This window comes from Vibrio sp. YMD68, from assembly GCF_029958905.1.
Lineage (GTDB): Bacteria > Pseudomonadota > Gammaproteobacteria > Enterobacterales > Vibrionaceae > Vibrio.
The window spans coordinates 99724-125928 of sequence record NZ_CP124614.1 but is presented as its reverse complement, the minus strand read 5'-3'; the positions used below and the strand labels follow the sequence as shown (position 1 = coordinate 125928).

The following is a 26205-nucleotide window of genomic DNA, read 5'->3' as shown; positions in this document are numbered from 1 at the left end:
TTTACCTAGTATGCCATAAACCCACCAATACGAGACAGTGATTCATGTTCACAACAAAACAAATCAACAATGCAACGTACTGGTATGATCCTTTAGTGCTCACAGAAGATGTTGAATCTGCTTTTTCTATTGATTACTGGAAAGAGAATCAAGCGATACTAGGCAGTGCCCAAGGTAGAGGGACGACATGGTTTGTAAAAGGTAATAAAGATAACTTTGCCCTTAGGCACTATATTCGCGGTGGTTTGTTTGGAAAACTGGTCCGTGATCGCTACTGGTTTACAGGGTTAAAGACGTCGAGAGCTTTTCAAGAGCTGCTACTACTCAAACTACTGACTGAAAATAATGTCAACGTTCCGGCTCCAGTCGCAGCAAAAGTCTCAAAGAACGGACTAACCTACAAGGCTGATATCTTAGTTCAAAAACTCCCTCATGCTGAAGATTTGGTAAAGATACTCTCGAGTGAGAAGCTATCAAACACTGACTTGAGAAATATAGGTCGTCAAATTCGAAAAATGCACGATGTGAACGTTAATCATACTGACCTTAACATTCACAATATCCTACTCGATAAAGACAAAAAAGTTTGGATTATTGATTTTGATAAGTGCCGAACACAAAGTGGCGATAACTGGAAAGAGAGCAATATAGAGCGCCTTGAACGCTCATTCGAAAAGGAAGTCCGACTAGGGCGCATTAGTGCCGCTAATTTTGACTTTTCAGAGATAAAAAAAGGATACTGTGAAAGTACCCTCGATTACTCTTGATTACCCAGAAAGAATACTGAAACTAATGCAGGCAAATCCTACTCTTCTTTCAGGCCAAACAATTTGCGAAGTTTCTTTTTCTTCTTGTAGATATGCCCTCGAATCACCTCAGCAAGGGGGCGCTTAAAGCTGACACCTTTTGCTAGGCGTACTTGCTCTTCAAAAGGCTTGTTGCCATGCTCTTCAAAAAATCGCTCTAAAACGATTCTGGCCCAGTCTTTTCTTCCACTCGTTGAGTAGTGGTTCACCCACTCTTTTGCTGGCGTAATCGAAACTTGCCTAGAAAGAACTTCAGATAACGCAAATTGCTCTAGAGTATGAGCGAAACACCCTTCCTTGCGTAAGCCTTGAATCAACATATCAGCATGATCGAAAGCTGATATGCGAGATCCAGTCATTCCAATCACTGCAGATGCCCACATGACCGAGTCGGAGTCTGTGCGATAGACGCTGCCATCAGCGAGTTTAATATCCCTATCTCTTATAGCGGCATATTCATTATTCTTTGGAAGGGTATTAATGTTCACTTCCGAGCAAAACAACAGTGCACTATCATTGGAGATTGAATCGAAGTACACATTGGTGGCTAGGGTAAAGTATGTGTCGGTATCTAAAAAAAGAAGTTTATCTTCAGGGTTCAACTCTAAATTATCACAAAGATATTTTAAACCACGATTTTTAATTCTGAAGTGATAAGTATTGTCTAGGCTCCATTCTGCCTTTTGAGAAGGCGATATAGGAAACACTTTAATTGGCATACTAGCGAAGTGCTCAGTCTCTTCCGCTAGAACAGAGATTTCAGGCCTAGTTCCATTTGCCTCAACCCAATTGGCTAAAAAAGACAAAATGCAAAACCTTGCGCCTTGATAGTAAGTTTTATCGTTTCCATAAACTACGAAGGTTAAGTGTGTCCGAGCTAAGTTTGATGTCATAGTCTTACTACTTGTTCATGTTCTGAAAGAGCGCTTTGTGTTTTTTACTGAGATGACTTCGAATATCACGTCTATAACAGTCTTTAATCGCACTTCTTAATCGTATGTAGAGCCCAGATTTTGCGCCGTTCAGTTCGCTGGCAAACATTCCATTTTTGCTTCCTTGCGAAACAAGAGGCGGCTGGCACCAAAATATATTGTAACCCAGCTCAGAACGAACATTCCCAATTAACCCATCGATAGGCGCATCAATTGTGTTCGTCTCAATATAAGTCACCATTCTCGTCGCGAAAGATAAATCGTAGACATAGCCTCCACACAGCTTATTTGTTTTACTACGGTAAAGTTGCTGCCCTGAAACTCTTAAGCTGAATGGTACGGATGTAGCTGCATCTTCAATGTTGACAAAATAATTAGACTCTTCACTCACTTCACCTAAAGCTTCAAGTAGCTTATCCAAGAAGTTTCTTACCAAGATGGCATCATCTTCAAGCACTAAAACATGAGGTATCTGCTCTTCAACGACCTTCTTCATCACCAAGTAGTGCTTATAGAAACAGGATTTTTCAGGCAACCTTAGCGAATCATCAAAAAACTCATTACGAATTTCATCATTCAAATCATCAATATCACCGCGCAGCATGTACTCATAATCCGTAATACCACGCTCAGGCAGGTGTTTATCGATGTGCTGTCTGCGCTCTTCATAGCCTTTACTGACATGAATGACAAAAGTTTTGATCATGATGGTGTCTCAATATTTGGTGAAGTACTTACTAACTCGAGTGTTTTATGTAAAGCGCCTTGATTGCGCTTAACTATACCATAGCCCCACTGCCCTTTTTCAGTTAACTCTTCCGGTTTAGCCAGGGCGCTGACTATCTGCATCGCAAGATCGTTTGCATCCGATACTACGGAAAGCGCATTCGACTCTATAAGCTGATGAGCAAGATCAGAAAAATTAAAATAACTAGGGCCTGTTAAACAGTATTTTTTAAGCAGTGCTGGCTCTATGAAATTATGCCCGCCAACTTTTTTTCCGATTAGGCTTCCACCCATGAAAACAAGATCGCTTGCCGATAACATAACCATGAGTTCGCCCATCGTATCGCCCAAATAGACATCGACATGACGACCAACACTCTCTATCGAATCACTGCGACGAACCAAAGTTAAGCCTTGGCTTAAGACTAAATCCGCCACTCGATCAAACCGCTCAGGATGACGAGGGACAATCACGAGCAATAGCTCTGGCACCTCCATTTTGGCTTGTTGATAAGCCTCAAGTATTTGTTCATCCTCTCCTTGATGAGTGCTAGCTGCTACTACTATTTTTCTGTTGGTTCCAAGGGCGTTTTTTAGTGCATGTCCTTGAACTTCGATATCTTGATTGAGTGTAACGTCATACTTAATAGAGCCTGTAACAATAACCTTTTCACTTGACACCCCAAGGGATTCAAATCGAGCTTTATCAGCAGCATGAACCGTGAGTATTAAATGTAACTGGGAGACCGCAGGATAAATCAAAGCATTTAATTTACGATAATTACCAACAGATTTTTCCGAAAGGCGACCATTGATTAACGTAATTGGGATGTGATTATTAGCAACGGTATGAATCGTATTCGGCCATAACTCTGTTTCAATAATGAGCATTTTTTCGGGTTGGACAGTATGAATAAAACCTCGAACACACCAGCTAAAATCTATCGGCATATAACGGTGTATGATGCCATTACCCATCCTTTCAACTTGCTCAGCGCCAGTACTGGTTGTTGTTGTCACCAGTATTCGTTTGTCTGGGTTTTGCTCTGCCAACTTCTCCACTAACTTCTTACTGGCCAGAACTTCACCGACTGACACAGCATGAATCCAGATAACACCTGATTTTCTGTGGTCAATTTTTGGTGTGAAACCGAAATGCTCTTTCCAGCGTCGACCAAAGGGTGGTTTGTTGGTTTTCGGACGATACAAACCCCACAGTAAAATGGGGCTAATGAGACTGAGCAGTATGGTGTAACACCAACGAACCATCGTTGTCATTCTTCTCGCCTTTTAAATATGCTCTTGTTTAATGATGTCAAACTGCTGAATCGCAGTAATAACTTTCTCAGGCATAAGCTCCGTTAAGCACTTTAGATGCTGTTTAGGACAAACTCGTTCAAAGCAAGGGCGACAGTCAATGTCAGTATTCAGAATCGACAACTTCTCGGTTAGCGGTGGTGTGTATTTCGGAGAACTAGACCCGTAAACAGCAACTACGTTACAGCCCACCGCAGCGGCAACATGCATCAAACCAGAGTCATTACTGGCAACGGTACGACAGGCGCCAATCAGATCGACGGCCTGAATCAGGCTTGTGCTGCCAGCGAGATTAAAACAATACTGCTGCCCATCAGATTGTACTTGATCAATAATTTTGGTTGTCACTTCTCGATCTTTGGCCGAACCAAATAGCCACACTTGATAGCCGAGTTCAATCATCCTAGAGGCAACTGCAGCAAAGTGATTATCGGGCCAACGTTTGGCTGGGCCGAATTCAGCGCCAGGGCATAAACCAAGAACGGGGCGCTCCAAATTTAAACCGAATTCTTCCATCGCTGCCGATTGTGTTTGCTCTATGACTTCTAGCTTTGGAAACGGCAAGCCTGATAGCTCACCCAAACAACCACTGCCCGTCATTTTTTCTTTGGCATACGCTAATGCTACATATCTCTCAAGCATGTATTGGAAGGATTTTTTGTTGGTGCGGATGTCGTTGAGAAGTCCATAACGCATTTCACCTTTCCAGCCCACTCGCTTGGGTATTTGAGCAAACCAAGGAATGAGCGCGGATTTCGCTGAGTTTGGTAGTGTATAGGCCCTGTCATATTGTTCATTTTTCAGAGACTTGCCTAACGAATATCGAGTTTTCAGATCAAACTGTCCATGCCCCAATGGCATTTCAAGGGCTTGATTCACCTCGGCCATTCGCTCAAGGATTGGCTTACACCAGGCCGGAGCCAAGACGTCAATAAGGGCATCAGGATATTGTTTTTTTAGTTCAATGTACAAACCTTGGGACATCACCATGTCCCCTACCCATGACGGGCCGATTACCAGTATTTTCATAGTCTTCTATTTCTTATCGTTCTGGTTCTAACGGTTCTAATTCTAACGGTTCTAGCTATTATCATTATGGTGTTCATTAACGTATTGACCGGATAATTCGAAGTAACGTTCTAGTGTTTTAATGCAAATAAGTTGCTCTAATTTTTCATCTTTAAATGGCGCGACATAGTCATGTGCGTTTTTAATGATCTTCTCAGCTTCTTCTGGATGAGCTAGGTAATATTGCATTTTTTCGTCAAAATCTGACCAGTCATCTTTCACTTCAATATAGTGAACACCCGCTTTTAATGTGCCTTCCATAAACCAAGTTTCGTACTTCATTTTAGGTGTAATAACCACAGAGTTCGAAGACATCGCCCATTTTAAATTTGACGCAACATCATTGCCTTCTAAACAAATCAGAAACTTATATTGAAGTTGTTCATCAACCGACATAAACGGCTTCTGCCATTCTGGGTGTTCATCACATGAATTAGATTGCCCAGCATCCACTAATGGATGTTCGAACATCTCTTGCATAAAGCGAATACGATGAGGTTGCGTGACCGCGCCTCGAAAGACGGCCATATCCTTTTTATCTGAATATTTTAGCTTGTCATTAACGAAGCGAAAGTGACGTCTTTTATCGAGCTTGAAAAGGACGGAGTTTCGATTGTCCCCTTCTATTGGGCGAGCTTTGAACAAGGTAGGCACTGGCTCTATGTGCGTTTCATCACCGAAATAATAATAAAATCGAAAGTGCTTTGGGAAATAATGAAGAAACTCTTTGAGATCAAAATAGTATGAGGTGTAACCTTTTCTCTTATAGTTGTTGATTTCAACACCGTTGTTTGAAAGTGCAAATGAGCCTTTAACTTTAAAATAATACTTAACGCGCCCTTTAATGTAACCTTCTTGCCCCTGATAAGCACCATTTAAAACACTATAATGCCTTCGAAACAGAGTTCTTGGTAGCAACTCCAAAGCCGTATGCTTTAGGTAATAAAATAGCTTCATGCTTCCTCTTTTTGATTCATCAGCATAAAGCTAACAAAACCAATCAAGTACATATAATAAATTGCCGCTTGAGCATTAATAAATGGCGCATCTGAAAAATTACAAACTGCTATAAATAATGCAGGAGGCCATAAAAGAGCGGAGCCATTTTCTATAGAAAATCGCCTAGACAATATAATGGGATAAAGCAAAAAAGAAATAAAAATAACGCCACCAACTACTCCATACATAACAAATTTATCGATATAGCCATTGTGAAAAGTCATTGAAATGTATCTATTAAATATCGGAGATATTCTTTTTTCTGATTCTAATCGATCAAACTCTTGCTTGATATCTTTACCATAACCCAAAATTGGTTTTTTTTGCCACAACTCAACCCCCATATTGAGCATTCTCAAGCGAACCCCAACAGAAGACCCGTATTCACCCTTTTGGATCAACCGATATTCTTGAACAGTATATTCGACTCTCTGTTGAACGAATGATAACTGAGATATTCCCAAGGTAATTGCACTTAAACACACTAGTACGTATACACTCAATTTTTTGCTTCTTCTAGATGAGACGTATAATAAGAGAAGGAAAACTATCACCAACATAGAGATCAAAGGCCCACGCGATTGACTAAGTAATAAACCAACCACAGAAAAAGAAAATGAAGCAAATAAAATTACTACACTCTTTTCTTTGAAATGGGCAACAATAAGTCCCAGAGAAAAGATACCAACTAATCCACAAATGGTTGCAAATGGAATAGCGTTGATAGGCCAAGATCCACGGTCCATATAAACATGAACCTGATAGTAATACCCATATAAAGCGCAAGAACACGCGGCGACCAGCAACATCCACTGCATAACGTTTTTAGTGTAAAAGTCTCTTGGAGTTACTAACAATAAGACAAGAATAGCCAAAGTAGCTCTTAGTTCACGTGAATCAAAGCCATATATTTTATATGCGATGGCACCAAACAGTCCACTGACAAGCAACAGCTTAATCCAAAAGCTATTCTTGAAATTGTCTTTTATGATCTCGAAGCGAAAAAAGAATATTGAGACCAAAGCTAAAACTAGAACAATGGGAACGAGACGCATATCCCCATCACCGTCCCATAGCATTCCTGTCGTCATCCAAAGAACAGGAAGAATGAATAGAAGCTGAATAAATTTATTATTATTTTTATTACTACTTATGTGATTTGACATTTTCAAAGACTCTTAAAACTCGTTTGTTGACATGACTCCAAATATACTTCTTATGGTAGTTCTTAATCATATAGCGAAATTTATCAGCTACCCCTGTGCCTTCAGCATTAATGGCACTAGCAAAAGTACCATTTTTGCTGCCTTGCTGAACTAGATCCGGTTGAGCCCAATAAATATTAAATCCAATAACATCTCTCATTTCACTTTGATAAACATCTATAGGAAGGTGAATAGGATGAGAGTTAAGATAGTCGTACAGCTTTTTAGCCGCTTTATAGTCAATAATATAACCACCCGTCATTTTGGTGTAGTTGGCTAAATAAATGTGCTGATCACACTTACGAAATTTAAATGGCACGCTCAAATAAGCACTTTCTATATTAATAAGATAGTTAGACTTATCCTTCAGCTCATCAATAACTTTTTCTAATTTACTTGAAAAGTTTTTTGTCAAATAGGCATCATCTTCTAACACCAGAGCAAAAGGAATCTCTCTTTCCACAATAGCTTTGTAAGTTAAATAGTGCTTATAGAAACATGATTTCTCTGCCGGGGTTTGAGGACTACCTAGGAATAAGCTATCTAAAACATCCCTTGTTAAGTCTTTAATATCACCATCAAGCACATACTCAAAACTATCCAGACCTGACTCTGGTAAATGCTTGTCGATATGCTTCCTTCTATCTTCATATCCTTCACTTACATGAATGACAAACACATGCTCAATGGGTTGCACCATTTAAGGCCTCTCCTACTACAATACGGGGCGAAAAAAGAACAGATTATATCTTGAGTCAGCATATGTTTCACGCAATCTTACTCATACAGTATAAGAAAACGAGAGCCCTGACTTTGCTTCTGACATCTATGACAAAAAATGCACCCTGCACTCTCTAAAAACTCCTTGAAAAAAAGTTGTCGCTTAGCTTACAAACTCTCACTTTCGATTTGTAACAAAGCAATATTTCATGTAATTAATCTACCTATATTTAACACTGGATTTTTTATGAAGTCATACTGCATAACCCTAAACGGCTGCGAAGATCGCCAAGCCACCACAAAAAAAGTCCTCACGAAAGCACAGCTCGAGGTTGAATTCTTTATCGGTGTTGATGCACGAGTAGACACTCACCCTTTGCTAAACCGCAACAGAGATAAAGAATTTCTATATAACATGGGGCGCCCAGCAGCCATTGGAGAATTTGGATGCTACGCCAGCCACTACCTTATGTGGCAGAAGTGTGTAGAGCTTAACGAACCCATCATCATTTTTGAGGATGATTTTGATATTAACCCTGAGATGTTTCAAAGCACATTGGACATCGCTAAAGAACATATCGACAAATGCGGCTATATTCGAATTGAAAATGCCGATAACCACGACATGTTCTATCAAGTTCGCACTTATGGTGAACAGCGATTAGTGAAATACCTTAAAATCCCACAGTGCATGACGGCCTACGCTATCTCGCCTAAATGCGCGAAAGCCTTCATAGAACACAGCCAAACTTTTGATTACCCTGTCGATGTGTTCTTACGTAATGCTTGGATTCATAAACAACCTATCTTTGGTGTTTGTCAATCGGGCCTTTGGGGAGAAAACAAACCTTCTATCATCGGCAACCGGAAACGATCCGGTAAGAAGAACTACTTCGTTGCAGTCATGAAAATTATCAATAAGGTTAAAAATATGACTCTTAACCTCATGACAAACTTTTATCACTTAGCCGTTTTAGGAAACGAGTACAAACCCACCAAATGGTGGAAAGGCTAAACGCTAAAACAATAGCCTTGCTTTAGCACTGGCACACACCACAAAAAAACGTATTACGTTGCCCAATTTTTTGCTCTTCAACCAAAGTGCTGCAAATTGGGCATTTCTTTCCTGCCCTACCATACACTTGCAGTTCTTGAGCAAAATACCCCGGCTTACCATCGGCTTGGGCAAAGTCTTTTAACGTTGTCCCACCTTGTTCGATGGCTTTGGATAATACCTGTTTGATTTCGGGCACCAACACGCCCCACTCTCTTTTTAGAATTTTACCCGCTTGCCGAGTCGGATGTAATTTGGAAGAAAACAGAGACTCACAGGCATAGATATTTCCGACCCCAACCACATTTTTGTTATCCATGATGAATTGCTTAACGGTCACACGCTTGCCTTTTGCTTTATCAAACATGTAGGCCGCATTGAATTCATCGGTTAACGGCTCAGGGCCAATGTTCACTAATACCGAATGAGACTCACCTTTTTCAATCCATAACCAACACCCGAAGCGTCGCGGATCGTTATAGCGTAAAACTTTTCCATTGGTGAGTTTGAGATCAACATGGTCATGCTTTGCCGCTTCGAAGTCGGCATCTAATACTCTTAATGATCCTGACATACCCAAATGAACAATAGCGCTACCAATGTCGGTTTCAATGATCAGGTATTTTGCTCTTCGAGATATGGCTCGAATCACTTCCCCTTCCATTTTTTTTAACTCTTGTGGGATATCCCAACGCAGTTTCGGTGTTCGAAAAGTCAATGAGTGGATGGTTTGGCCGATAAGGTGGGGGCTGATCCCCATTCGGCTCACTTCAACTTCAGGCAACTCAGGCATGAGTTACAACTCCTTGAAAACAGATGATAATGATGACTTAAGAGCCAGGAACGAGGTAATTCACTTCAACAGAAAGCGCTATCCACTTTTCTTCCCAATTTTTTAATAACCAGAACTGGGGCGTCTGATAATAGGTGATCCTTTGTGGCTCTTCTTGATCCGCATACCACACTTCTATGGTCTGTGGGTTAATCAGAGTCGGATTCAACGCTTGGCGTGTTTTGTCATCGACTTCCGTTCCAACAAGCGCTCGCCATCGATCCGCTAACTCTTCAGGCGCAATGGCACTGGGCACGCTAATTCTCCACCGGCCTTGGTTTTTTTCTAAAGACCACTGGCTAAAGTGAAGAGACTGAAGCTCTGCATCTGGGTTTAATAAATAAGGATAGGGGCTGTGTGGCGGCTCAATTAAGTACGTTTTGATGATCGTCGGAAGGTATAGCACTCCGATAAAACACACAATGGCCAGCATCAATAGATTGTTCCAACGCTTGCGACGGGCTGGTGAAACTCGCATGTTCATTCCCTATAAATACATTCGTTTATCTAACAAGTATAAGGGATCGAAGGTGGAAATAGGAAAAAAGGATGGAAGGCAAGGTTAAAAGAGGGGAAAAAGAAGGTGGAAAGAGGACGGAAGACAGGTTCAAAAGAGGAGTAAAGAAGATGGAAAGAGGACGGAAAACAGGGTTAAAAGAGGAGAAAAAGAAGGAAAGCTAGACGTTAATGGTAATGGTGGGTACTAAATGAATGGTTGTAGATACTAAAAACCCAGCTCGAAAGCTGGGTTTTATGCAATCTTCTCTAAACAAGAAGCTTTAAAGCGTTAAGATCAATTACTTGATTTTAGCTTCTTTGTACATAACGTGTTGGCGAACTACTGGATCAAACTTTTTGATCTCAAATTTGCCTGGCATGTTACGTTTGTTCTTGTCAGTTGTGTAGAAGTGACCTGTTCCAGCAGATGATACTAGACGGATTTTCTCACGAATGCCTTTAGCCATTGTTCAATTCCTCTTAAACGTTTTCGCCACGTGCACGGACATCAACAAGTACAGCATCAATGCCTTTCTTATCGATAATACGCATGCCTTTAGCAGTTAGACGTAGTTTAACAAAACGTTTTTCGCTCTCTACCCAAAAACGGTGAGTTTGTAGGTTCGGCAGAAAACGACGCTTGGTAGCATTGCGTGCGTGTGAACGGTTGTTACCCGCTACTGGACGCTTACCAGTTACTTGACATACTCGGGACATGAATGTCTCTCCAAATCGTTTCAGCTCGATATCAACCTTGGTGGCCGAACCTCTCCATCAAAGATGAAATTAGAGGTAAAAACCAAAATGGAAAATCCATTCAAGGCTATCAAAGGTCGCGCATTATACTAACTTGACGTGCATTGCTCAAGACCCGAACAGATCCTTTTTACCGGATTTCGTGATCTTTTTTTGAACATCGCAGCTTATTGAGTAATCGAGGCTGATTTAAGGTTCTAAAATGTGGCGGGAATGATAGCAGATTTTTATCAACTAACAAGCCAAAATGTGATTCAAATCCAACCACGTTCGGCAAAGGAGACCACTTCGCCGTCACCAACCACAAAATGGTCAAGGACTCTGATGTCGACTAAAGACAGCGCATCAGTCAGTTTTCTCGTGATCCGCCTGTCCGCCTGGCTAGGCTCAGCAACGCCTGAAGGGTGATTATGGGCAAGGATTAATGCAGCGGAATTGTGCTCTAATGCTCGCTTTACGACCTCTCTTGGGTAAACCGACGCCGCATCAATGGTCCCCTCAAACAAGATTTCGTCTTTTATTACTCTGTTTTGATTATCTAAAAAGAGCACATGAAAGGCTTCTCGCTGTCGATCTCTCAATATACTCGACAAATAAAGCTTGGTTTGCTGAGGGCTACTCAGTGCATCGCCACGTTTTAACGTTTCGGCTAAGTAGCGTTGTGTCATCTCTAACACCGCTTGAAGTTGAACGAATTTGGCTTCCCCCAACCCTTTGTGATGACAAAACTGATCTTTAGTCGCTGAAAACAGCCCTCGCAGCGATCCCATGTCTTTGAGTAATACGTCAGAAAGTTCGAGAACATTCATGCCTTTGGTTCCCGTTCTGAGAAAGATAGCCAACAACTCAGCATCAGTGAGTGAGCTCGGACCGTTGGCTAATAGCTTTTCTCTTGGCATCGACTCTGCGGGTAATGCTTTAATACTCATAACGACATTCACTTCTATTTATATTGAAATTGAAACTGAAATAACGGATGTCGATACAATAAAAGCCGCGCCACTATTTATCTTGTCTAGCGATGATCGTTGAGAGTGAACGATGACAACCATGCAACTGTGATGTTCATTATTACGCAAGAACAGGACTAGTCACAAAATAGAGCTCCATGTTATCTTAGCGGCAGAATTTTCGAAGGAAAACATCATGCAAACCCTAGCAGGAAAAAAGATTCTATTGGGCATCAGTGGCGGTATTGCCGCGTATAAATGCGCAGAACTCACTCGCCGCCTTGTTGAGCGCGGAGCACAAGTTCGCGTGGTGATGACCAGTGCAGCCAAAGAGTTCATCACACCTTTAACTATGCAAGCCGTCTCGGGTAACACCGTATCAGAAAGCTTATTTGATCCTGCGGCTGAAGCCTCTATGGGCCATATCGAACAGGCGAAATGGGCTGACCTTATCTTACTTGCACCTGCTACCGCCGATCTGATCGCTCGAATAGCGGCGGGCATGGGAAATGATCTTCTCAGTACGTTAGTACTTGCTACGGATTCACCGATTGCCGTATCTCCTGCCATGAACCAGCAGATGTACCAAAATATCGCGACACAAGAGAACATTGCGACCTTAACACAGCGCGGCCTCAATATTTGGGGCCCCGGCTCTGGTGAACAAGCGTGTGGCGATGTTGGCCTTGGCAGAATGTTAGAGCCGATACAGCTCGTTGAACGCTGTGAACAATTCTTTCAGCCTCTATCTCAACCACTGGCTGGGAAATCGGTACTCATCTCGGCTGGACCTACTCGTGAAGCGATTGATCCTGTTCGTTATATTTCCAACCATAGCTCTGGAAAAATGGGCTATGCACTTGCACAAGCGGCAATAAATTTAGGCGCAAATGTGACTTTGGTCAGCGGGCCCGTTTCGCTCGCAGCGCCAGCATCGGCTTCTGTTGTTCAGGTAGAAAGCGCACAGCAAATGTACGATTCGGTGATGAAAAACGCGCCCACTCACGATGTGTTTATTAGCTGCGCAGCCGTGGCGGATTATCGCCCTGAGATCATTGCCGATCAAAAAATCAAGAAAACCACAGACAGCGATAAAATGACCATCTCGATGGTGAAAAATCCCGATATCGTTGCCTCTGTCGCAGCCCTCACTCAAAACCGACCATTTACCGTTGGCTTTGCGGCTGAAACTCAAGAAGTCGAAAAATACGCTCGCGGAAAACTCGTGAACAAAAATCTGGATATGATCTGTGCCAACGATGTGTCAATTTCAGGCCAAGGCTTCAATAGTAACGACAATGCCATTACCGTTTTTGACAAGCAAGGTGAGCATTCACTTCCATTGGCATCTAAGAAACAGCTCGCTGAATCGATTATGATGCTGATCGAGAAAAGCCTCTAATATCACTTTTTTTACTTTTAACCACTGCGTTTTTATTGAAACACTACGAACTCCATTCACTGTTGGTTACACTAAGCAATCTACCAGCAGTGAATTATCGTTACGTTCTATTTCTCAAGTTGTCATCAAAAGGAAAGGGTCATGGCCGGCACAAGAAAATCCAATCGTCGTGAAGAAATACTGCAAGCATTAGCACAAATGCTTGAGTCTACAGACGGAGCATCTCGAATCACGACCGCTAAGCTTGCTAAGCAAGTCGGAGTGTCAGAAGCGGCGCTTTATCGTCACTTCCCAAGTAAAGCCCGAATGTTTGAAGGATTGATTGAGTTTATTGAAGAATCACTGATGTCGCGCATCAACCGAATCTTAGATGAAGAAAAAGACACCCTGAACCGGATTCGATTAGTGATCCAACTCATTTTGGCCTTTTCAGAACGAAACCCTGGTTTAACCCGTATCCTGTCGGGTCATGCCCTCATGTTTGAGAACGAACGTCTACGCGATAGAATCAATCAGCTGTACGAACGCATTGAGTTGTCTCTGCGTCAAATCCTGCGTGAACGCAAGCTACGCGAAGGGAAATCTTTCCCTGTTGATGAAGCGATACTGGCGGCACAACTCCTAGGGCAAGTTGAAGGTAGCCTCAACCGTTTCGTTCGTTCTGATTTTAAATACCAACCCACCGCGAATTTTGAAGAATATTGGGCATTATTAAGTGCACAAATTCAATAACCACCTGATGAAGTCATCACTATGAATAAAAGAACCTACGACAAACCCACTTTTTCAATGGCGCTGTTGCATCCTAAGTATTGGGGCGTATGGCTAGGGTTTGGATTATTGGCCTTGATTGTCCACCTGTTGCCTTACCGACTGTTGCTTCGTTTTGGCCACTCAATGGGGCTTGTTGCGTTGCGGTTTGGCAAAAAGCGGGTTCATGTTGCCACACGAAACCTCGAGCTCGCTTTCCCAGACAAATCACCGCAAGAAATCCAATCGCTGGTCAAAGAAAACTTTAAGAATACCGGTTTAGCGCTGATTGAAACGGGTATTGCCTGGTTTTGGCCCACATGGCGCTTTAAAACACTCATTACCGATAAAGACACAGAAGCGCTAAAACAACATGAAAAAGATGGGAAAGGCGTACTGCTTTGCTGTGTTCATGCACTCAATCTTGAGATCACTTGTCGAGCCTTCGCGGTGATCGGTCTTCCAGGCTCTGGGGCGTATCGCCCACACAATAACCCAGCCTACAATTTTATTCAGTATCGAGGCAGAACCCAAAATGGCAATCGGGCGATAGACCGTAAAGACGTCAAAAGTATGATTCGCGTGCTGCGCAATGGTGAGCGATTGTTCTACCTACCTGACCATGATTACGGGCGCAACAAATCTGCGTTTGTCCCTTTCTTTGCGGTTCAAGATGCTTGTACAACCACTGGAACCAGCCTTTTCGCGTATACCAGTAAATGTGCCATTGTCGTCGGATCTGGATTTAGAAGTGAAGATGGACAATACGAGATATTGGCAAATAAGTCGGTTGAAGAACATTACCCACAAAAAGATGAAAAATCAGCGGCTGCTTATATGAACAAATACGTTGAAGAGATCATCTTACGAGCGCCAGAGCAATGGATGTGGCTGCATAAACGCTATAAAACCATGGAAGATGAAAGCGTAGAGAAAGGGATTCGATACAAATAGACGGTAGACGGTAGACACGGTTTGAAGACAAGCTGACATTCAGGTCTCGGTACGCAAAAAAGAGGCGAGAACATTCTTTGTTCTCGCCTCTTTTTTAGTCTAACTTTTAAATGCCGTACTGCGCGCGATACGCTTTTACCGCTTCTAGATTCGCGGCATCTGTCCCTTTTTCTTCAAGGAAAGTGACTAGATCCGTTAGGCTAACGATGGAAATAATCGCACAGCCAAAGTCGCGTTCAACTTCTTGAATTGCAGACAACTCACCCTTGCCTTTTTCTTGACGGTCTATCGCCACCAACACACCCGCTAAGTCTGCGCCATTCGCTTGAATGATCTCCATCGATTCACGAATCGCCGTGCCGGCTGTGATCACATCATCCACCAACATAATACGACCCGCTAGATCACTGCCAACCAGGTTGCCACCTTCACCATGGTTTTTCGCTTCTTTACGGTTAAAGCAGTATGGCGTATCGATATCATGATGATCCGCTAACGCAACCGCCGTTGTGGTTGCAATTGGAATGCCTTTGTAAGCAGGGCCAAATAGTACATCAAATTCAATACCAGAATCGGCCAGTGCCGCGGCATAGAAGCGACCAAGACGCGCTAAATCGCGGCCAGTATTAAACAATCCAGCATTGAAGAAGTAAGGGCTTGTGCGGCCTGACTTTAAAGTAAACTCACCAAATTTTAATACTTCTTTCTCTAGGGCAAACTCAATAAATTCACGTTGATATGCTTTCATGTTTCTCTCTCATCTTTCAAATAACGGTTTAAACAATGTCTCTCTTACCGCCTCTTTCATTGCAATGAATATTCAACTGCTCTTATGAAAAGGCAAAAAAATAGCCTCTATAAAATAGAAGCTATTTAAATAACTAGTCCGCCTGCGTATCGGCTAAAGCGGCTTTCTGTGCGGCGACAATTTCTCGAATGCCTTTGCTCGCCGACTCCAGTAGCGCCATTAGCTCTTCATGGCTGAACGGTTCGCCCTCAGCCGTGCCTTGAACTTCGATCATCTTGCCATCTTCGGTCATCACCACATTCATGTCGGTGTCCGCTTTTGAATCTTCGACATATTCAAGGTCGCATAAAATGTCTTTGCCCAGAATGCCTACCGAAACCGCTGAAACGTGCCCTTTCATTGGGTTCTTTTTCAGTTTGCCGCTCTCAATGAGAGATTGGAATGCATCCGCCATCGCGACGCTCGCGCCAGAGATAGCCGCAGTGCGTGTTCCGCCATCCGCTTGAATAACATCACAATCGACCGTGATCATGATTTCGCCCATCGCTTTTAAATCCACGACAGCACGTAGGCTACGAGCGATCAAACGTTGGATTTCCATCGTACGACCACCTTGCTTACCACTTGCCGCTTCACGACGTGTACGAGTGTGAGTCGCGCGTGGCAACATACCGTATTCCGCCGTTACCCAACCTTTACCTTGACCTTTTAGCCAACGAGGAACGTTTTCTTCGATCGTTGCGTTACACAAAACTTTCGTATTACCGAACTCAACCAATACAGAACCTTCTGCATATGCGGTGAAATTACGAGTAATTTTAATTGGGCGAACTTGGTCCGCTGCGCGATCGTTTGGACGCATAGGGCATATACCTTTATTTGGATGAGACGGAGTGAATTGGGGCAAGATTATATAGGAAATATGAAAGAAGGAAAAGAAAGGGTAGTAAGAGGAGGTGAAAGAGGGAGATAAGAGGAAGGCAAGAGGATCGAAGAAAAGTCGGTAGGGGGAACAAATTAAATAGAAAAACCTGCTACTATTACGCGGTTAATTTTCACCTAATATTGAGACAGGAAAATTCGATGATTTATAGTATGACAGCTTACGCACGTAAAGAAGTGAAAGGCGAATGGGGCACCGCTGTTTGGGAAATCCGCTCAGTAAACCAGCGTTACTTAGAAACTTACTTCCGCATGCCAGAACAGTTTCGCGGTCTAGAACCCGTACTTCGCGAGCGTTTTCGTAAGCGTTTAGCACGCGGAAAAGTAGAGTGTAATCTGCGTTTTGAAGCAAACCCTGCCGCTAAGGGCGATCTCTCCATCAACCAAGATTTAGCCAAACAAGTCATCAGCGCTGCAAATCAGGTGATGTCACTGACTGGCGAAGAAAGCCGCTTGAACCCGTTTCAAATCATGAACTGGCCCGGTGTGATGGAAACGCCAGAGCAAGACATGAACAGCATCAACAAAGACCTTTTGGTTGGATTTGACGAAGCCATTAAAGAGTTCATCGAAGCGCGTGCAAGCGAAGGCGCCAACATGAAGGCACTGATCGACCAACGCTTGGCTGCGATTACGGAAGAAGTGGTGAAAGTACGCGCTCGTATGCCTGAGATTCTAGAATGGCAACGTGAGCGTCTATTGAAAAAGTTTGAAGAAGCGAACATTGAGCTTGATGGCTCTCGCGTTGAACAGGAGCTTATTCTGTTAGCTCAGAAATCCGATGTGGCCGAAGAGCTGGATCGCTTAGATTCGCACGTAAAAGAAGCCAATGCGGTGATGAAGAAAGGCGGCGCTTGCGGCCGTAAACTTGACTTCATGATGCAAGAATTCAACCGTGAATCCAACACGCTAGCGTCTAAGTCTATCAGCACAGACATTACCGCGTCAGGCGTAGAGCTAAAAGTGCTCATCGAACAGATGCGTGAGCAGATCCAGAATATCGAATAGAATTAATTATTTTGAGATCAAAAAAACCAGAGCCATTTTTTGCTCTGGTTTTTTAATTCTTACTGGGCAGTTAATCGCTTAATTTATAATAGAACCAAGTAAGTCATGAACAATACACACAGCGCATAGATAACTGGGTGGACTTGCTTGCCTTTACCGGCAACCACCATAGTGAATGCGTAGCTGATAAAGCCCATTGCCATACCATTGGCTGGTGAGAAGCTTAATACCGTAAACATGATGGTAAAGAAGGCAGCGATACGTGCCTCTTTCTTTTCCCAGTTAATTTGGCCAAGGCGACCAATCATGTAGATACCAACCACCACCATCGCTGGTGCCACCATTGCGGCTGAGAAAATGGAGAACAGTGGGTATAGAAATAGCGATATTAAGAACAAGCCGGCAACCATCACCGCGGCCAAACCTGTTTTCGCGCCTTGTGAAGAAGCAATACCCGATTCAGAGAATGCGGTAATAGACGTCGTACCTAATACTGAACCAATCACGGTGCCGCCGGCATCAGCAACCAATGCTGAACGTGCATTCGGTACTTTGCCATCTTTATCGATAATACCCGCATCACGGCCAACACCCACAATCGTGCTTAGCCCATCAAAGAAATCGACAATCAAGAAAATAATAACGATGAAAAGCAGATCAAACATCTTCTCTGCGGTAAATCCTGAGAAGTTAAAGATCGCACCAAAACTGCCTTCCATGCTTGGTGGCATAGTGACAAACTGATCTGGAATCGGCGCGTGATTGGTGCCCAAGAAAATATCAGCAAGAATGGTTAAAGCGATCGCTGAAACAAACGAAATGAACGTCGCAAGTTTAATATCACGAACCATACAGCCTAGTGCAATGAAGATACTGATGAAGGCGATCAGCACTTGCGGGTTGGTAATATCACCCATACCGACAAGAACAAACGGATTCGACACAATGATGCCTGCGTTCTTTAAGCCAAGAAAAGCGATGAATAGACCAAGAGAAACGGTAATCGCCAGCTTAAGATCTTCAGGAATCGACTCAATCATCGCTTTACGCAAGCTGGTCATCGAAAGAATAAGATAAAGCACACCCGATAAGAAAATACCAAACAGCGCTTCATGCCATACCAAAGCGACAGAGCCACTGAACAATAGCCCTTTAAAAAAGCCGTTCATGCTCATCCCTGGTGCCAGCATCACAGGGTAATTACCAAACACGCCCATAATCAGCGTTGCAAGCGCAGCCGCCAATGCGGTCGCGGTAAAGATGGCACCGCGATCCATACCAGGGATATCACCTAGAATCGCTGGGTTAACCGCGAGGATGTAACTCATGGCCAAGAAAGTAATAAAGCCGGCATACAGCTCGGTGCCAATGGTGGATTTTCTTTCGGTAATCTTGAAGGTTGATTCAAGAAAAGAATCAGACGCACTATTCTTGATGCTAGTATCGATGCTCACAACGGAACCTTATTCAGTTAATTTAAAAATTCGGTGGGATTATCACGCTGAATATGGGGTTCCGTTTTACAACGACACAACCAAAAATGACTGTAGCAACCGAGTTAGGCTCAGTAGTAGAAACGTTTAGACCAAATCACTAAACATATACAGTGCGATAAAACTTTGGCGCGAATTTTAATCGCTCCGGTGAATAATTCAATGATTTTCGACATGAATGCAGCATAAAAATTACGCTAAAAAATCAAACATTTGACAAATAGGCAAACGATTGCCAGAAACACTCATTGTTCTTCCTTCTTTGCTCTTTACGAATCCGAATCTCTCACTGATACCCACTCATCAAGAGCGATGTAATTGTCCCGACCATTCTCTTGTCCAGAATAGGTAAAACATGCTACTCTTCGCCTCCATTTTTCTGGCCTAAAAAATCACCAATTCCCTCGATAAATCGACAAACGATTTACCCCTAGGTGACGATAATTTGGGTCAGTGCTATCTTTAATAGAAGACGAATCACTTTCGACTTCCATTCAACCAAACGTGGAACAGTACAAATGGGCAAAGGTACTCTATATATCGTATCTGCACCTAGCGGCGCAGGAAAGTCTAGCTTGATCTCGGCGATGCTAGAAACCAATCCAACCTATGCTATGAAAGTATCGGTTTCTCATACGACTCGTGGCATGCGTCCGGGTGAGCAAGATGGCGTTCACTACCATTTCGTACAGAAAGAACACTTTGAAGATCTGATCGGCAAAGGCCAGTTTTTAGAATACGCAGAAGTATTTGGTAATTACTACGGCACTTCTCAGGTTTGGATTGAAGAAAATTTAGAAAAAGGCATTGATGTCTTTCTTGATATTGACTGGCAAGGCGCTCGTCAAATACGCGAAAAAATGCCACTGGCTCGTAGCGTTTTCATTCTACCGCCTTCAAATGGCGAGCTTGAACGTCGCTTAAATGCTCGTGGTCAAGACAGCGATGCTGTGATTGCCAAACGCATGGCAGAAGCAAAAGCAGAGATCTCTCACTACAATGAATACGACTACGTGATCATTAATGATGACTTCGATGCCGCTCTGATGGACTTCAAAGCCATTATCCGCGCCGAAAGATTGAGACAAGATAAACAAGCCGCCAAGTATAAAGGCATGCTTGACGCACTTTTGGCTGAATAGTCAACCTGACTAGCCAAAATACGCGAAATGAATATAACGGCTCTGAGAATTAACACTCACTCTTAGCGCCTTTATTACACAAGATCCTTTAGGATCAAATCTATTTAATCGCTAGAAAGTATTGATATAAGCTTGTATACTTTCTCGTCATTAAAAATTTACGTTAACTAATTGGAGTCCTCATGGCACGCGTAACTGTTCAAGATGCTGTTGAAAAAGTAGGTAATCGTTTCGACCTAGTTCTTATTTCGGCACGCCGCGCTCGTCAAATGCAGACTGGCGGTAAAGATTCATTAGTGCCAGAAGAGAATGATAAGCCAACGGTTATCGCTCTACGCGAAATCGAAGAAGGGCTTATTACTAAAGATGTTCTAGACGCACGTGAGCGCCAAGAGCAACAAGAGCAAGAAGCAGCAGAACTCGCAGCAGTAAGTAGCATCGCTCACACTCGCTAGCTTGTCCGCAAAGAACTTGTCCGTAAAGAACTGGTTCGCGAAGAACTGGTTCGCAAGTAATTTCTTTGCAAAGTAAGTTGCTTATACAATTAAACAACCTGCCGGGCCTATAAATTTGTATCTATTTGATAGCCTCAAAGACGTTGCCCAAGAATACCTAACAGAGCCTCAAATTGAGGCTCTGCGTCAATCTTATGTGGTAGCAAGAGACGCCCATGAAGGGCAAACCCGCTCAAGCGGTGAACCATACATCATCCACCCTGTTGCTGTGTCTCGTATCTTGGCCGAAATGCGCCTGGATATTGAAACCCTACAAGCTGCTCTCCTTCACGATGTCATTGAAGATTGTGATGTCACAAAAGAAGACTTAGAAGCGCAGTTTGGCAATACAGTTGCAGAACTCGTTGATGGTGTGTCTAAGCTGGATAAGCTTAAATTTCGAGATCGCAAAGAAGCTCAAGCTGAAAACTTCCGTAAGATGGTCCTTGCGATGGTGCAAGACATCCGCGTTATTTTAATCAAGCTTGCTGACCGTACTCACAACATGCGTACATTAGGTGCATTGCGCCCCGATAAAAAACGTCGCATCGCTCGTGAGACTCTTGAAATATACTCTCCTTTGGCGCATCGCCTCGGTATCCACAACATCAAAACAGAGCTAGAAGAGCTGGGTTTTGAAGCGCTCTACCCTAATCGCTATCGAGTCCTTCGAGAAGTGGTCAAGGCGGCGCGTGGCAACCGAAAAGAGATGATTCAGCGCATTCACAGTGAGATTGAAGGCCGCCTAGAAGACGTCGGGATTAACGCTCGAGTGCTCGGACGAGAAAAGAACCTTTATTCAATCTACAACAAGATGAAAACCAAAGATCAGCGATTCCATACCATTATGGATATTTACGCGTTCCGAGTGGTCATTGACAGTGTTGACACTTGTTATCGCGTGCTTGGTCAGGTTCATAGCTTGTATAAGCCTCGCCCAGGGCGCATGAAAGATTATATTGCGGTGCCTAAAGCGAATGGCTATCAATCGTTGCACACCTCTATGATCGGTCCTCACGGGGTTCCGGTGGAAGTCCAAATTCGTACCGACGATATGGATCAAATGGCCGACAAAGGTGTCGCAGCCCACTGGTCCTATAAAACCGATGGCGACCGCACAGGCACCACCGCGCAAGTGAAAGCTCAACGCTGGATGCAAAGCCTACTCGAACTTCAGCAAAGTGCTGGTAACTCTTTTGAGTTCATTGAAAACGTGAAATCGGATCTGTTTCCAGATGAAATTTACGTCTTCACACCAAAAGGGCGAATCGTTGAACTGCCCGCAGGGGCAACCGCTGTCGACTTTGCTTACGCGGTGCATACCGATGTAGGCAATATGTGTGTCGGTGCTCGTGTCGATAGAAACCCATACCCACTGAGCAAATCGCTTAAGAACGGGCAAACCATCGAAATCATCAGTGCACCTGGCGCGCGCCCAAATGCAGCCTGGCTGAACTATGTGGTGACCTCTCGAGCCCGCACTAAGATTCGTCAAGTACTGAAAACCATGCGCCGAGAAGAATCGGTCACATTGGGTCGTCGTCTGCTGAATCATGCGCTCGGTGATCAGTCGATTTCCGATGTCAGTGAAGACAATATTCAACAAGTGCTGAGTGACCTCAAAATCCCTACACTGGAAGATTTACTGGCCGCTATTGGTCTTGGTGAACTCATGAGTATCGTCATCGCTCGACGCTTGCTAGGCGATAGCGATGAATTGACCGAGGTGGTGACCAAAGATGGAAAACCTAAGAAGAAACTGCCAATTCGTGGTGCTGAAGGAATCCTGCTGACGTTTGCTAATTGCTGTCACCCTATTCCAGATGATCACATCATTGCGCACGTCTCTCCGGGTCGTGGCTTAGTAGTTCACCGTGAAACGTGTCCGAATGTCCGTGGTTATCAGAAAGAACCGGATAAGTACATGGGCGTTGAATGGACAGAAGATTACGAGCAAGAGTTCATTACCGAGTTAACGATTGATATGCAAAATAGCCAAGGTGCTTTAGCACAATTGACCAACGTTATCTCAAAAACAGGCTCGAATATTCACGGTATTTCAACGGAAGAGCGGGATGGGCGTTTATACACCATCACCATGCTACTAACGACAAAAGATCGGGTTCATCTTGCTGGTATCATGAAAAAAATTCGAGTGATGCCTCAAGCGCTGCGAGTGCGACGCAAGAGAAACTAGCCGATTAGGTACCCAACAACTATGCGCTCTCAATGGGCGCATTTTTATATTATTCAGACCGTAAACTCTGATCATAAGAATCTAAAAACGATGAATTTAGAACGTTACCAGCGCATTCAAGAAGTGCTTAAAGCACGCCAAACCGACCTAACTTTGTGCTTGGAAGAAGTCCATAAGCCCAATAACGTTTCGGCTATTATCCGTACTGCTGATGCGACGGGTATTCACAAAATCCATGCGATTTGGCCAAGTGCTCAGATGCGCACACTCAGCCACACCTCAGCGGGTGCACGAAACTGGGTAGAAGTCGACACACACAATGACATTGTTGATGCAGTCGCCGAATTCAAAGCACAGGGTATGCAGATTCTGGTCACGAACCTATCCGATACCGCGGTTGATTTTCGCGAGATTGATTACACTAAACCAACAGCCATCATTCTTGGTAATGAAAAAGTGGGCGCTTCCAGAAAAGCTCTGGAGCTGGCCGATCAAGACATCATCATTCCAATGATGGGCATGGTGCAGTCACTCAATGTGTCTGTGGCGAGCGCGATCGTCTTATACGAAGCGCAGCGCCAGCGCCAACAGGCCGGCATGTACGATAAAGAAGAAAGCTCTATTCCCGAAGAATCGATTCACCGTACGTTATTTGAACGTGGCCACCCGGTACTTGCGAAAGTCGCGAAACGTAAAAAATTGCCTTACCCACCTCTGGATCACGAAGGACAAATCGTGGCCGATGAAGCCTGGTGGAAAGAGATGCAAAAAGCATAAAAGCTGAGTCGAAAAGAAGCAGATAAGAAGCAGATAAGAAGCAGATAAGAAGCCTAAAATAGGACAGAAATAAGTTCAATATAGGGTAGAAACCGAAGATGGGCCTCTTTTCCACCCTATTACCTAGCTTCTTTATTACCTATTTCCTGCCTTCTCTTTCCATCTTGCTTCCATTTTTGACTGTACAAAAACACAGCCCAATGGTTAACTAGGTTTATCCACCGACGGCTGCCTTATGAGCGAATTTTATGTCCCAACTTCTTTCCGCTATCCCTCTCACTTCACTGTCTGGTGTTGGCGCTAAAGTCTCAGAAAAGCTGGGGAAAGTTGGCTTAAATACGGTTCAAGATTTGCTGTTTCACCTTCCCTATCGCTACGAAGACCGTACACGTGTTTACCCGATTGCAAAGCTTCATGCTGGGTTATGGGCTGCGGTACAGGGCAAGGTAATGTCTGTCGATACCATTTTTGGTAAACGGAAAATGCTCGCCGTTAAAATCAGTGATGGTAATGGCACCATCACTCTGCGTTTTTTTAACTTTACCGCGGGTATTAAAAACAATTTTTCTGAAGGGAAATGGGTTCACGCTTACGGTGAAATAAAACGGGGAGGAATGGGCCTTGAGATCATTCACCCTGATTTTAAATTTTCATCGCCAGAACAGAGCCCAGATAGTGAGCAAACCTTAACACCAGTGTACCCCACCACCGATGGGTTAAGACAATTAACACTTAGGAACATCACCGATCAATCGTTGGCGCTGCTCGACAAAGCGGCCGTACAAGAACTGTTACCAGCAGGGCTGTACGACCACCAACAAACGCTGGCTCAGGCGCTTCATACGATTCATCGACCGCCACCGAGTATCAATCTAGAGCAATTTGATGAAGGCAAGCACCCAGCTCAGGTTCGGCTGATCATCGAAGAATTATTGGCGCAAAATTTATCCATGCTCGCAGTCCGAAGTAAAGGTCAACAAGACCATGCTATCGCGCTACCTCCCGTTGATACGCTCAAGAAACAGCTCCTCGAACAGCTTCCCTTTACCCCAACCAATGCACAATCAAGAGTGGTCAACGAGATTGAACATGACCTGACCTTAAACCACCCTATGATGCGTTTAGTGCAAGGGGATGTGGGTTCCGGTAAAACCCTAGTGGCGGCGCTGGCAGCGGTTCGAGCCATAGAACACGGGTATCAGGTGGCATTAATGGCCCCCACCGAGCTACTGGCCGAGCAGCATGCAATTAACTTTACCCAATGGTTTGAGAAAATGGGCATTCCGGTGGGGTGGCTAGCCGGAAAACTCACCGGAAAGGCCAAACAGACCGAGCTTGCCCGCATTGCCTCTGGTGAAGCAAAGATGGTGGTCGGTACACACGCCCTTTTTCAAGAACATGTTGAATTTCACAACCTGACTCTGGTGATTATTGATGAGCAGCACCGATTTGGGGTTCACCAGCGCTTAGAGCTTCGTGAAAAAGGGGCCAAGCAAGGTGCGTATCCGCATCAGTTAATCATGACGGCCACACCTATCCCTAGAACTCTGGCGATGACCGCTTATGCCGATTTAGAGACATCGATCATTGATGAACTCCCCCCTGGCAGAACCCCAATTCAGACCGTGGCCATCCCAGACACCAAACGAGACGACATTGTAGAGCGCGTTCGAAACGCCTGCCTCACTGAAGGCAAACAGGCTTATTGGGTGTGTACGCTCATTGATGAGTCCGAAGTGTTAGAAGCGCAAGCCGCCGCCGATACTGCTGAAGAGCTTCAACGCACACTGCCCGATGTCAAAATCGGTCTCGTCCATGGCCGAATGAAACCCGCGGAAAAACAAGCGGTAATGCAGGATTTTAAAGACAATAAACTGCACCTTCTGGTCGCGACCACGGTGATTGAAGTGGGTGTCGATGTCCCTAATGCGAGTTTAATGATCATTGAAAACCCAGAGCGCCTTGGATTGGCTCAACTGCATCAGCTTAGAGGTCGAGTGGGTCGAGGTGAAATCGCCAGCCACTGCGTGCTGCTGTACCACGCCCCGCTATCGAAAACAGCGCAAAAGCGTTTAGGGGTACTTCGAGAAAGTAACGATGGCTTCGTGATTGCCCAGCGGGATTTAGAGATTCGTGGGCCTGGTGAACTGTTAGGTACGAAGCAAACCGGAGTAGCTGACTTTAAAATTGCAGATTTAGTGCGAGATCAACGCCTAATTCCAGAGGTTCAACGCATGGCACGTCATATTCATGACCGTTACCCACAAAATGCCGCGGCCATCATAGAACGCTGGTTGGGTGAACGAGACATTTACGCCAAAGCATAAACCAAAGAATAAGCATAACGACGCCCTGACGACACTTTTTACCGCCCGATATTTCACCTTACCCTAGGGCGTGTTGATCTTTCGCGGTTAAATTTTGTTCGAGATAAA

At 44.0% G+C, this 26205-nt stretch carries 27 protein-coding genes and 1 riboswitch; of the genes, 12 read left to right on the top strand and 15 right to left on the bottom strand.

Annotated features, from left to right (window positions below):
- Nucleotides 1-44: 44 nt before the first annotated feature.
- On the top strand, nucleotides 45-767 hold the full coding sequence (locus QF117_RS06530; protein WP_282388274.1) for a 3-deoxy-D-manno-octulosonic acid kinase: 723 nt from the start codon (nucleotides 45-47) through the stop codon (nucleotides 765-767).
- A gap of 38 nt (nucleotides 768-805) precedes the next feature.
- Here QF117_RS06530 and QF117_RS06525 read toward each other — a convergent pair whose 3' ends face one another.
- Genes QF117_RS06525 through QF117_RS06495 form a run of 7 tightly spaced genes read right to left on the bottom strand, consistent with a single transcriptional unit; the run spans nucleotide 806 to nucleotide 7753 of the window.
- On the bottom strand, nucleotides 806-1699 hold the full coding sequence (locus tag QF117_RS06525) for a hypothetical protein (RefSeq protein WP_282388273.1): 894 nt from the start codon (nucleotides 1697-1699) through the stop codon (nucleotides 806-808).
- A gap of 7 nt (nucleotides 1700-1706) precedes the next feature.
- On the bottom strand, nucleotides 1707-2444 hold the full coding sequence (locus tag QF117_RS06520; RefSeq protein WP_282388272.1) for a glycosyltransferase family 25 protein: 738 nt from the start codon (nucleotides 2442-2444) through the stop codon (nucleotides 1707-1709).
- Nucleotides 2441-3742: a lipid IV(A) 3-deoxy-D-manno-octulosonic acid transferase gene (waaA, locus tag QF117_RS06515; RefSeq protein ID WP_282388271.1), complete on the bottom strand. Its 1302-nt coding sequence runs from the start codon at nucleotides 3740-3742 to the stop codon at nucleotides 2441-2443. Before waaA ends, QF117_RS06520 begins: the two co-directional genes overlap by 4 nt.
- 12 nt (nucleotides 3743-3754) lie before the next feature.
- Complete coding sequence (gene waaF, locus QF117_RS06510) at nucleotides 3755-4810, bottom strand: lipopolysaccharide heptosyltransferase II (RefSeq protein ID WP_282388270.1); 1056 nt, start codon at nucleotides 4808-4810, stop codon at nucleotides 3755-3757.
- 51 nt (nucleotides 4811-4861) lie between these two features.
- On the bottom strand, nucleotides 4862-5806 hold the full coding sequence (locus QF117_RS06505) for a glycosyl transferase family 90 (RefSeq protein ID WP_282388269.1): 945 nt from the start codon (nucleotides 5804-5806) through the stop codon (nucleotides 4862-4864).
- On the bottom strand, nucleotides 5803-7014 hold the full coding sequence (locus QF117_RS06500; RefSeq protein ID WP_282388268.1) for an O-antigen ligase family protein: 1212 nt from the start codon (nucleotides 7012-7014) through the stop codon (nucleotides 5803-5805). Before QF117_RS06500 ends, QF117_RS06505 begins: the two co-directional genes overlap by 4 nt.
- Nucleotides 6995-7753, bottom strand: coding sequence for a glycosyltransferase family 25 protein (locus tag QF117_RS06495; RefSeq protein WP_282388267.1), 759 nt, complete (start codon nucleotides 7751-7753; stop codon nucleotides 6995-6997). Before QF117_RS06495 ends, QF117_RS06500 begins: the two co-directional genes overlap by 20 nt.
- 267 nt (nucleotides 7754-8020) lie before the next feature.
- On the opposite strand from QF117_RS06495, the gene QF117_RS06490 reads away from it, so the two are divergent.
- The gene (locus QF117_RS06490) at nucleotides 8021-8788 is read left to right on the top strand and encodes a glycosyltransferase family 25 protein (RefSeq protein WP_282388266.1); all 768 of its coding nucleotides are present in this window, start codon (nucleotides 8021-8023) and stop codon (nucleotides 8786-8788) included.
- 22 nt (nucleotides 8789-8810) lie between these two features.
- On the opposite strand, the gene mutM is transcribed toward QF117_RS06490, so the two are convergent.
- Nucleotides 8811-9620, bottom strand: a complete 810-nt coding sequence (gene mutM / locus QF117_RS06485; protein ID WP_282388265.1) for a bifunctional DNA-formamidopyrimidine glycosylase/DNA-(apurinic or apyrimidinic site) lyase — start codon at nucleotides 9618-9620, stop codon at nucleotides 8811-8813.
- A 37-nt stretch (nucleotides 9621-9657) separates the two neighbouring features.
- Nucleotides 9658-10137 carry a hypothetical protein gene (locus QF117_RS06480; protein WP_282388264.1) on the bottom strand — a complete coding sequence of 160 codons (480 nt, stop codon included), beginning with the start codon at nucleotides 10135-10137 and terminating at the stop codon, nucleotides 9658-9660.
- A gap of 71 nt (nucleotides 10138-10208) precedes the next feature.
- Between QF117_RS06480 and QF117_RS06475 the strand changes: the two genes are divergently transcribed.
- Nucleotides 10209-10340: a hypothetical protein gene (locus tag QF117_RS06475; RefSeq protein ID WP_282388263.1), complete on the top strand. Its 132-nt coding sequence runs from the start codon at nucleotides 10209-10211 to the stop codon at nucleotides 10338-10340.
- Between the two features lie 116 nt (nucleotides 10341-10456).
- On the opposite strand, the gene rpmG is transcribed toward QF117_RS06475, so the two are convergent.
- The 3 genes from rpmG to radC all read right to left on the bottom strand — a co-directional run bounded on the left by rpmG (nucleotide 10457) and on the right by radC (nucleotide 11842).
- The gene (gene rpmG, locus QF117_RS06470; RefSeq protein WP_002535344.1) at nucleotides 10457-10624 is read right to left on the bottom strand and encodes a 50S ribosomal protein L33; all 168 of its coding nucleotides are present in this window, start codon (nucleotides 10622-10624) and stop codon (nucleotides 10457-10459) included.
- 13 nt (nucleotides 10625-10637) lie between these two features.
- Complete coding sequence (gene rpmB, locus QF117_RS06465; RefSeq protein WP_017036316.1) at nucleotides 10638-10874, bottom strand: 50S ribosomal protein L28; 237 nt, start codon at nucleotides 10872-10874, stop codon at nucleotides 10638-10640.
- A 293-nt stretch (nucleotides 10875-11167) separates the two neighbouring features.
- Nucleotides 11168-11842: a DNA repair protein RadC gene (gene radC, locus QF117_RS06460; protein WP_282388261.1), complete on the bottom strand. Its 675-nt coding sequence runs from the start codon at nucleotides 11840-11842 to the stop codon at nucleotides 11168-11170.
- Between the two features lie 217 nt (nucleotides 11843-12059).
- On the opposite strand from radC, the gene coaBC reads away from it, so the two are divergent.
- The 3 genes from coaBC (at nucleotide 12060) to lpxL (ending at nucleotide 14969) form a co-directional block, all read left to right on the top strand.
- Nucleotides 12060-13265, top strand: coding sequence for a bifunctional phosphopantothenoylcysteine decarboxylase/phosphopantothenate--cysteine ligase CoaBC (coaBC, locus tag QF117_RS06455; protein ID WP_282388260.1), 1206 nt, complete (start codon nucleotides 12060-12062; stop codon nucleotides 13263-13265).
- A 141-nt stretch (nucleotides 13266-13406) separates the two neighbouring features.
- Nucleotides 13407-13997 carry a nucleoid occlusion factor SlmA gene (slmA, locus tag QF117_RS06450; protein ID WP_017036313.1) on the top strand — a complete coding sequence of 197 codons (591 nt, stop codon included), beginning with the start codon at nucleotides 13407-13409 and terminating at the stop codon, nucleotides 13995-13997.
- A 21-nt stretch (nucleotides 13998-14018) separates the two neighbouring features.
- Nucleotides 14019-14969, top strand: coding sequence for an LpxL/LpxP family Kdo(2)-lipid IV(A) lauroyl/palmitoleoyl acyltransferase (lpxL, locus tag QF117_RS06445; protein ID WP_282388259.1), 951 nt, complete (start codon nucleotides 14019-14021; stop codon nucleotides 14967-14969).
- A gap of 106 nt (nucleotides 14970-15075) precedes the next feature.
- Here lpxL and pyrE read toward each other — a convergent pair whose 3' ends face one another.
- Nucleotides 15076-15717, bottom strand: coding sequence for an orotate phosphoribosyltransferase (gene pyrE, locus QF117_RS06440; RefSeq protein WP_017036311.1), 642 nt, complete (start codon nucleotides 15715-15717; stop codon nucleotides 15076-15078).
- Nucleotides 15718-15850: 133 nt separating this feature from the next.
- Entirely contained in the window at nucleotides 15851-16579 is a 729-nt protein-coding gene (gene rph / locus QF117_RS06435; RefSeq protein ID WP_282388258.1) for a ribonuclease PH, read from the bottom strand.
- Between the two features lie 221 nt (nucleotides 16580-16800).
- Here rph and QF117_RS06430 point away from each other — a divergent pair, with 221 nt between their 5' ends.
- Nucleotides 16801-17667 carry a YicC/YloC family endoribonuclease gene (locus tag QF117_RS06430; protein ID WP_282388257.1) on the top strand — a complete coding sequence of 289 codons (867 nt, stop codon included), beginning with the start codon at nucleotides 16801-16803 and terminating at the stop codon, nucleotides 17665-17667.
- Nucleotides 17668-17750: 83 nt separating this feature from the next.
- Here QF117_RS06430 and QF117_RS06425 read toward each other — a convergent pair whose 3' ends face one another.
- Nucleotides 17751-19121, bottom strand: a complete 1371-nt coding sequence (locus QF117_RS06425) for an NCS2 family permease (protein ID WP_282388256.1) — start codon at nucleotides 19119-19121, stop codon at nucleotides 17751-17753.
- 73 nt (nucleotides 19122-19194) lie between these two features.
- Nucleotides 19195-19294: riboswitch (purine riboswitch) on the bottom strand.
- 384 nt (nucleotides 19295-19678) lie between these two features.
- Between QF117_RS06425 and gmk the strand changes: the two genes are divergently transcribed.
- From gmk to recG, 5 genes are all read left to right on the top strand, one after another.
- Nucleotides 19679-20302, top strand: a complete 624-nt coding sequence (gmk, locus tag QF117_RS06420) for a guanylate kinase (protein ID WP_282388255.1) — start codon at nucleotides 19679-19681, stop codon at nucleotides 20300-20302.
- Between the two features lie 182 nt (nucleotides 20303-20484).
- Nucleotides 20485-20757, top strand: coding sequence for a DNA-directed RNA polymerase subunit omega (gene rpoZ / locus QF117_RS06415; RefSeq protein WP_004735648.1), 273 nt, complete (start codon nucleotides 20485-20487; stop codon nucleotides 20755-20757).
- Nucleotides 20758-20872: 115 nt separating this feature from the next.
- On the top strand, nucleotides 20873-22993 hold the full coding sequence (gene spoT / locus QF117_RS06410; RefSeq protein WP_282388253.1) for a bifunctional GTP diphosphokinase/guanosine-3',5'-bis pyrophosphate 3'-pyrophosphohydrolase: 2121 nt from the start codon (nucleotides 20873-20875) through the stop codon (nucleotides 22991-22993).
- A 90-nt stretch (nucleotides 22994-23083) separates the two neighbouring features.
- Nucleotides 23084-23770: a tRNA (guanosine(18)-2'-O)-methyltransferase TrmH gene (gene trmH / locus QF117_RS06405; RefSeq protein ID WP_282388252.1), complete on the top strand. Its 687-nt coding sequence runs from the start codon at nucleotides 23084-23086 to the stop codon at nucleotides 23768-23770.
- A 248-nt stretch (nucleotides 23771-24018) separates the two neighbouring features.
- Nucleotides 24019-26097 carry an ATP-dependent DNA helicase RecG gene (gene recG / locus QF117_RS06400; protein WP_282388251.1) on the top strand — a complete coding sequence of 693 codons (2079 nt, stop codon included), beginning with the start codon at nucleotides 24019-24021 and terminating at the stop codon, nucleotides 26095-26097.
- Nucleotides 26098-26205 lie beyond the last annotated feature (108 nt).

What these genes read in the sequence shown, in the direction of transcription:
- QF117_RS06530 (WP_282388274.1), top strand. Translation starts at nt 45, where the DNA reads ATGTTCACAACAAAACAAATCAACAATGCAACGTACTGGTATGATCCT.
- QF117_RS06525 (WP_282388273.1), bottom strand. Translation starts at nt 1,699, where the DNA reads ATGACATCAAACTTAGCTCGGACACACTTAACCTTCGTAGTTTATGGA.
- QF117_RS06520 (WP_282388272.1), bottom strand. Translation starts at nt 2,444, where the DNA reads ATGATCAAAACTTTTGTCATTCATGTCAGTAAAGGCTATGAAGAGCGC.
- waaA (WP_282388271.1), bottom strand. Translation starts at nt 3,742, where the DNA reads ATGACAACGATGGTTCGTTGGTGTTACACCATACTGCTCAGTCTCATT.
- waaF (WP_282388270.1), bottom strand. Translation starts at nt 4,810, where the DNA reads ATGAAAATACTGGTAATCGGCCCGTCATGGGTAGGGGACATGGTGATG.
- QF117_RS06505 (WP_282388269.1), bottom strand. Translation starts at nt 5,806, where the DNA reads ATGAAGCTATTTTATTACCTAAAGCATACGGCTTTGGAGTTGCTACCA.
- QF117_RS06500 (WP_282388268.1), bottom strand. Translation starts at nt 7,014, where the DNA reads ATGTCAAATCACATAAGTAGTAATAAAAATAATAATAAATTTATTCAG.
- QF117_RS06495 (WP_282388267.1), bottom strand. Translation starts at nt 7,753, where the DNA reads ATGGTGCAACCCATTGAGCATGTGTTTGTCATTCATGTAAGTGAAGGA.
- QF117_RS06490 (WP_282388266.1), top strand. Translation starts at nt 8,021, where the DNA reads ATGAAGTCATACTGCATAACCCTAAACGGCTGCGAAGATCGCCAAGCC.
- mutM (WP_282388265.1), bottom strand. Translation starts at nt 9,620, where the DNA reads ATGCCTGAGTTGCCTGAAGTTGAAGTGAGCCGAATGGGGATCAGCCCC.
- QF117_RS06480 (WP_282388264.1), bottom strand. Translation starts at nt 10,137, where the DNA reads ATGCGAGTTTCACCAGCCCGTCGCAAGCGTTGGAACAATCTATTGATG.
- QF117_RS06475 (WP_282388263.1), top strand. Translation starts at nt 10,209, where the DNA reads ATGGAAGGCAAGGTTAAAAGAGGGGAAAAAGAAGGTGGAAAGAGGACG.
- rpmG (WP_002535344.1), bottom strand. Translation starts at nt 10,624, where the DNA reads ATGGCTAAAGGCATTCGTGAGAAAATCCGTCTAGTATCATCTGCTGGA.
- rpmB (WP_017036316.1), bottom strand. Translation starts at nt 10,874, where the DNA reads ATGTCCCGAGTATGTCAAGTAACTGGTAAGCGTCCAGTAGCGGGTAAC.
- radC (WP_282388261.1), bottom strand. Translation starts at nt 11,842, where the DNA reads ATGAGTATTAAAGCATTACCCGCAGAGTCGATGCCAAGAGAAAAGCTA.
- coaBC (WP_282388260.1), top strand. Translation starts at nt 12,060, where the DNA reads ATGCAAACCCTAGCAGGAAAAAAGATTCTATTGGGCATCAGTGGCGGT.
- slmA (WP_017036313.1), top strand. Translation starts at nt 13,407, where the DNA reads ATGGCCGGCACAAGAAAATCCAATCGTCGTGAAGAAATACTGCAAGCA.
- lpxL (WP_282388259.1), top strand. Translation starts at nt 14,019, where the DNA reads ATGAATAAAAGAACCTACGACAAACCCACTTTTTCAATGGCGCTGTTG.
- pyrE (WP_017036311.1), bottom strand. Translation starts at nt 15,717, where the DNA reads ATGAAAGCATATCAACGTGAATTTATTGAGTTTGCCCTAGAGAAAGAA.
- rph (WP_282388258.1), bottom strand. Translation starts at nt 16,579, where the DNA reads ATGCGTCCAAACGATCGCGCAGCGGACCAAGTTCGCCCAATTAAAATT.
- QF117_RS06430 (WP_282388257.1), top strand. Translation starts at nt 16,801, where the DNA reads ATGATTTATAGTATGACAGCTTACGCACGTAAAGAAGTGAAAGGCGAA.
- gmk (WP_282388255.1), top strand. Translation starts at nt 19,679, where the DNA reads ATGGGCAAAGGTACTCTATATATCGTATCTGCACCTAGCGGCGCAGGA.
- rpoZ (WP_004735648.1), top strand. Translation starts at nt 20,485, where the DNA reads ATGGCACGCGTAACTGTTCAAGATGCTGTTGAAAAAGTAGGTAATCGT.
- trmH (WP_282388252.1), top strand. Translation starts at nt 23,084, where the DNA reads ATGAATTTAGAACGTTACCAGCGCATTCAAGAAGTGCTTAAAGCACGC.
- recG (WP_282388251.1), top strand. Translation starts at nt 24,019, where the DNA reads ATGTCCCAACTTCTTTCCGCTATCCCTCTCACTTCACTGTCTGGTGTT.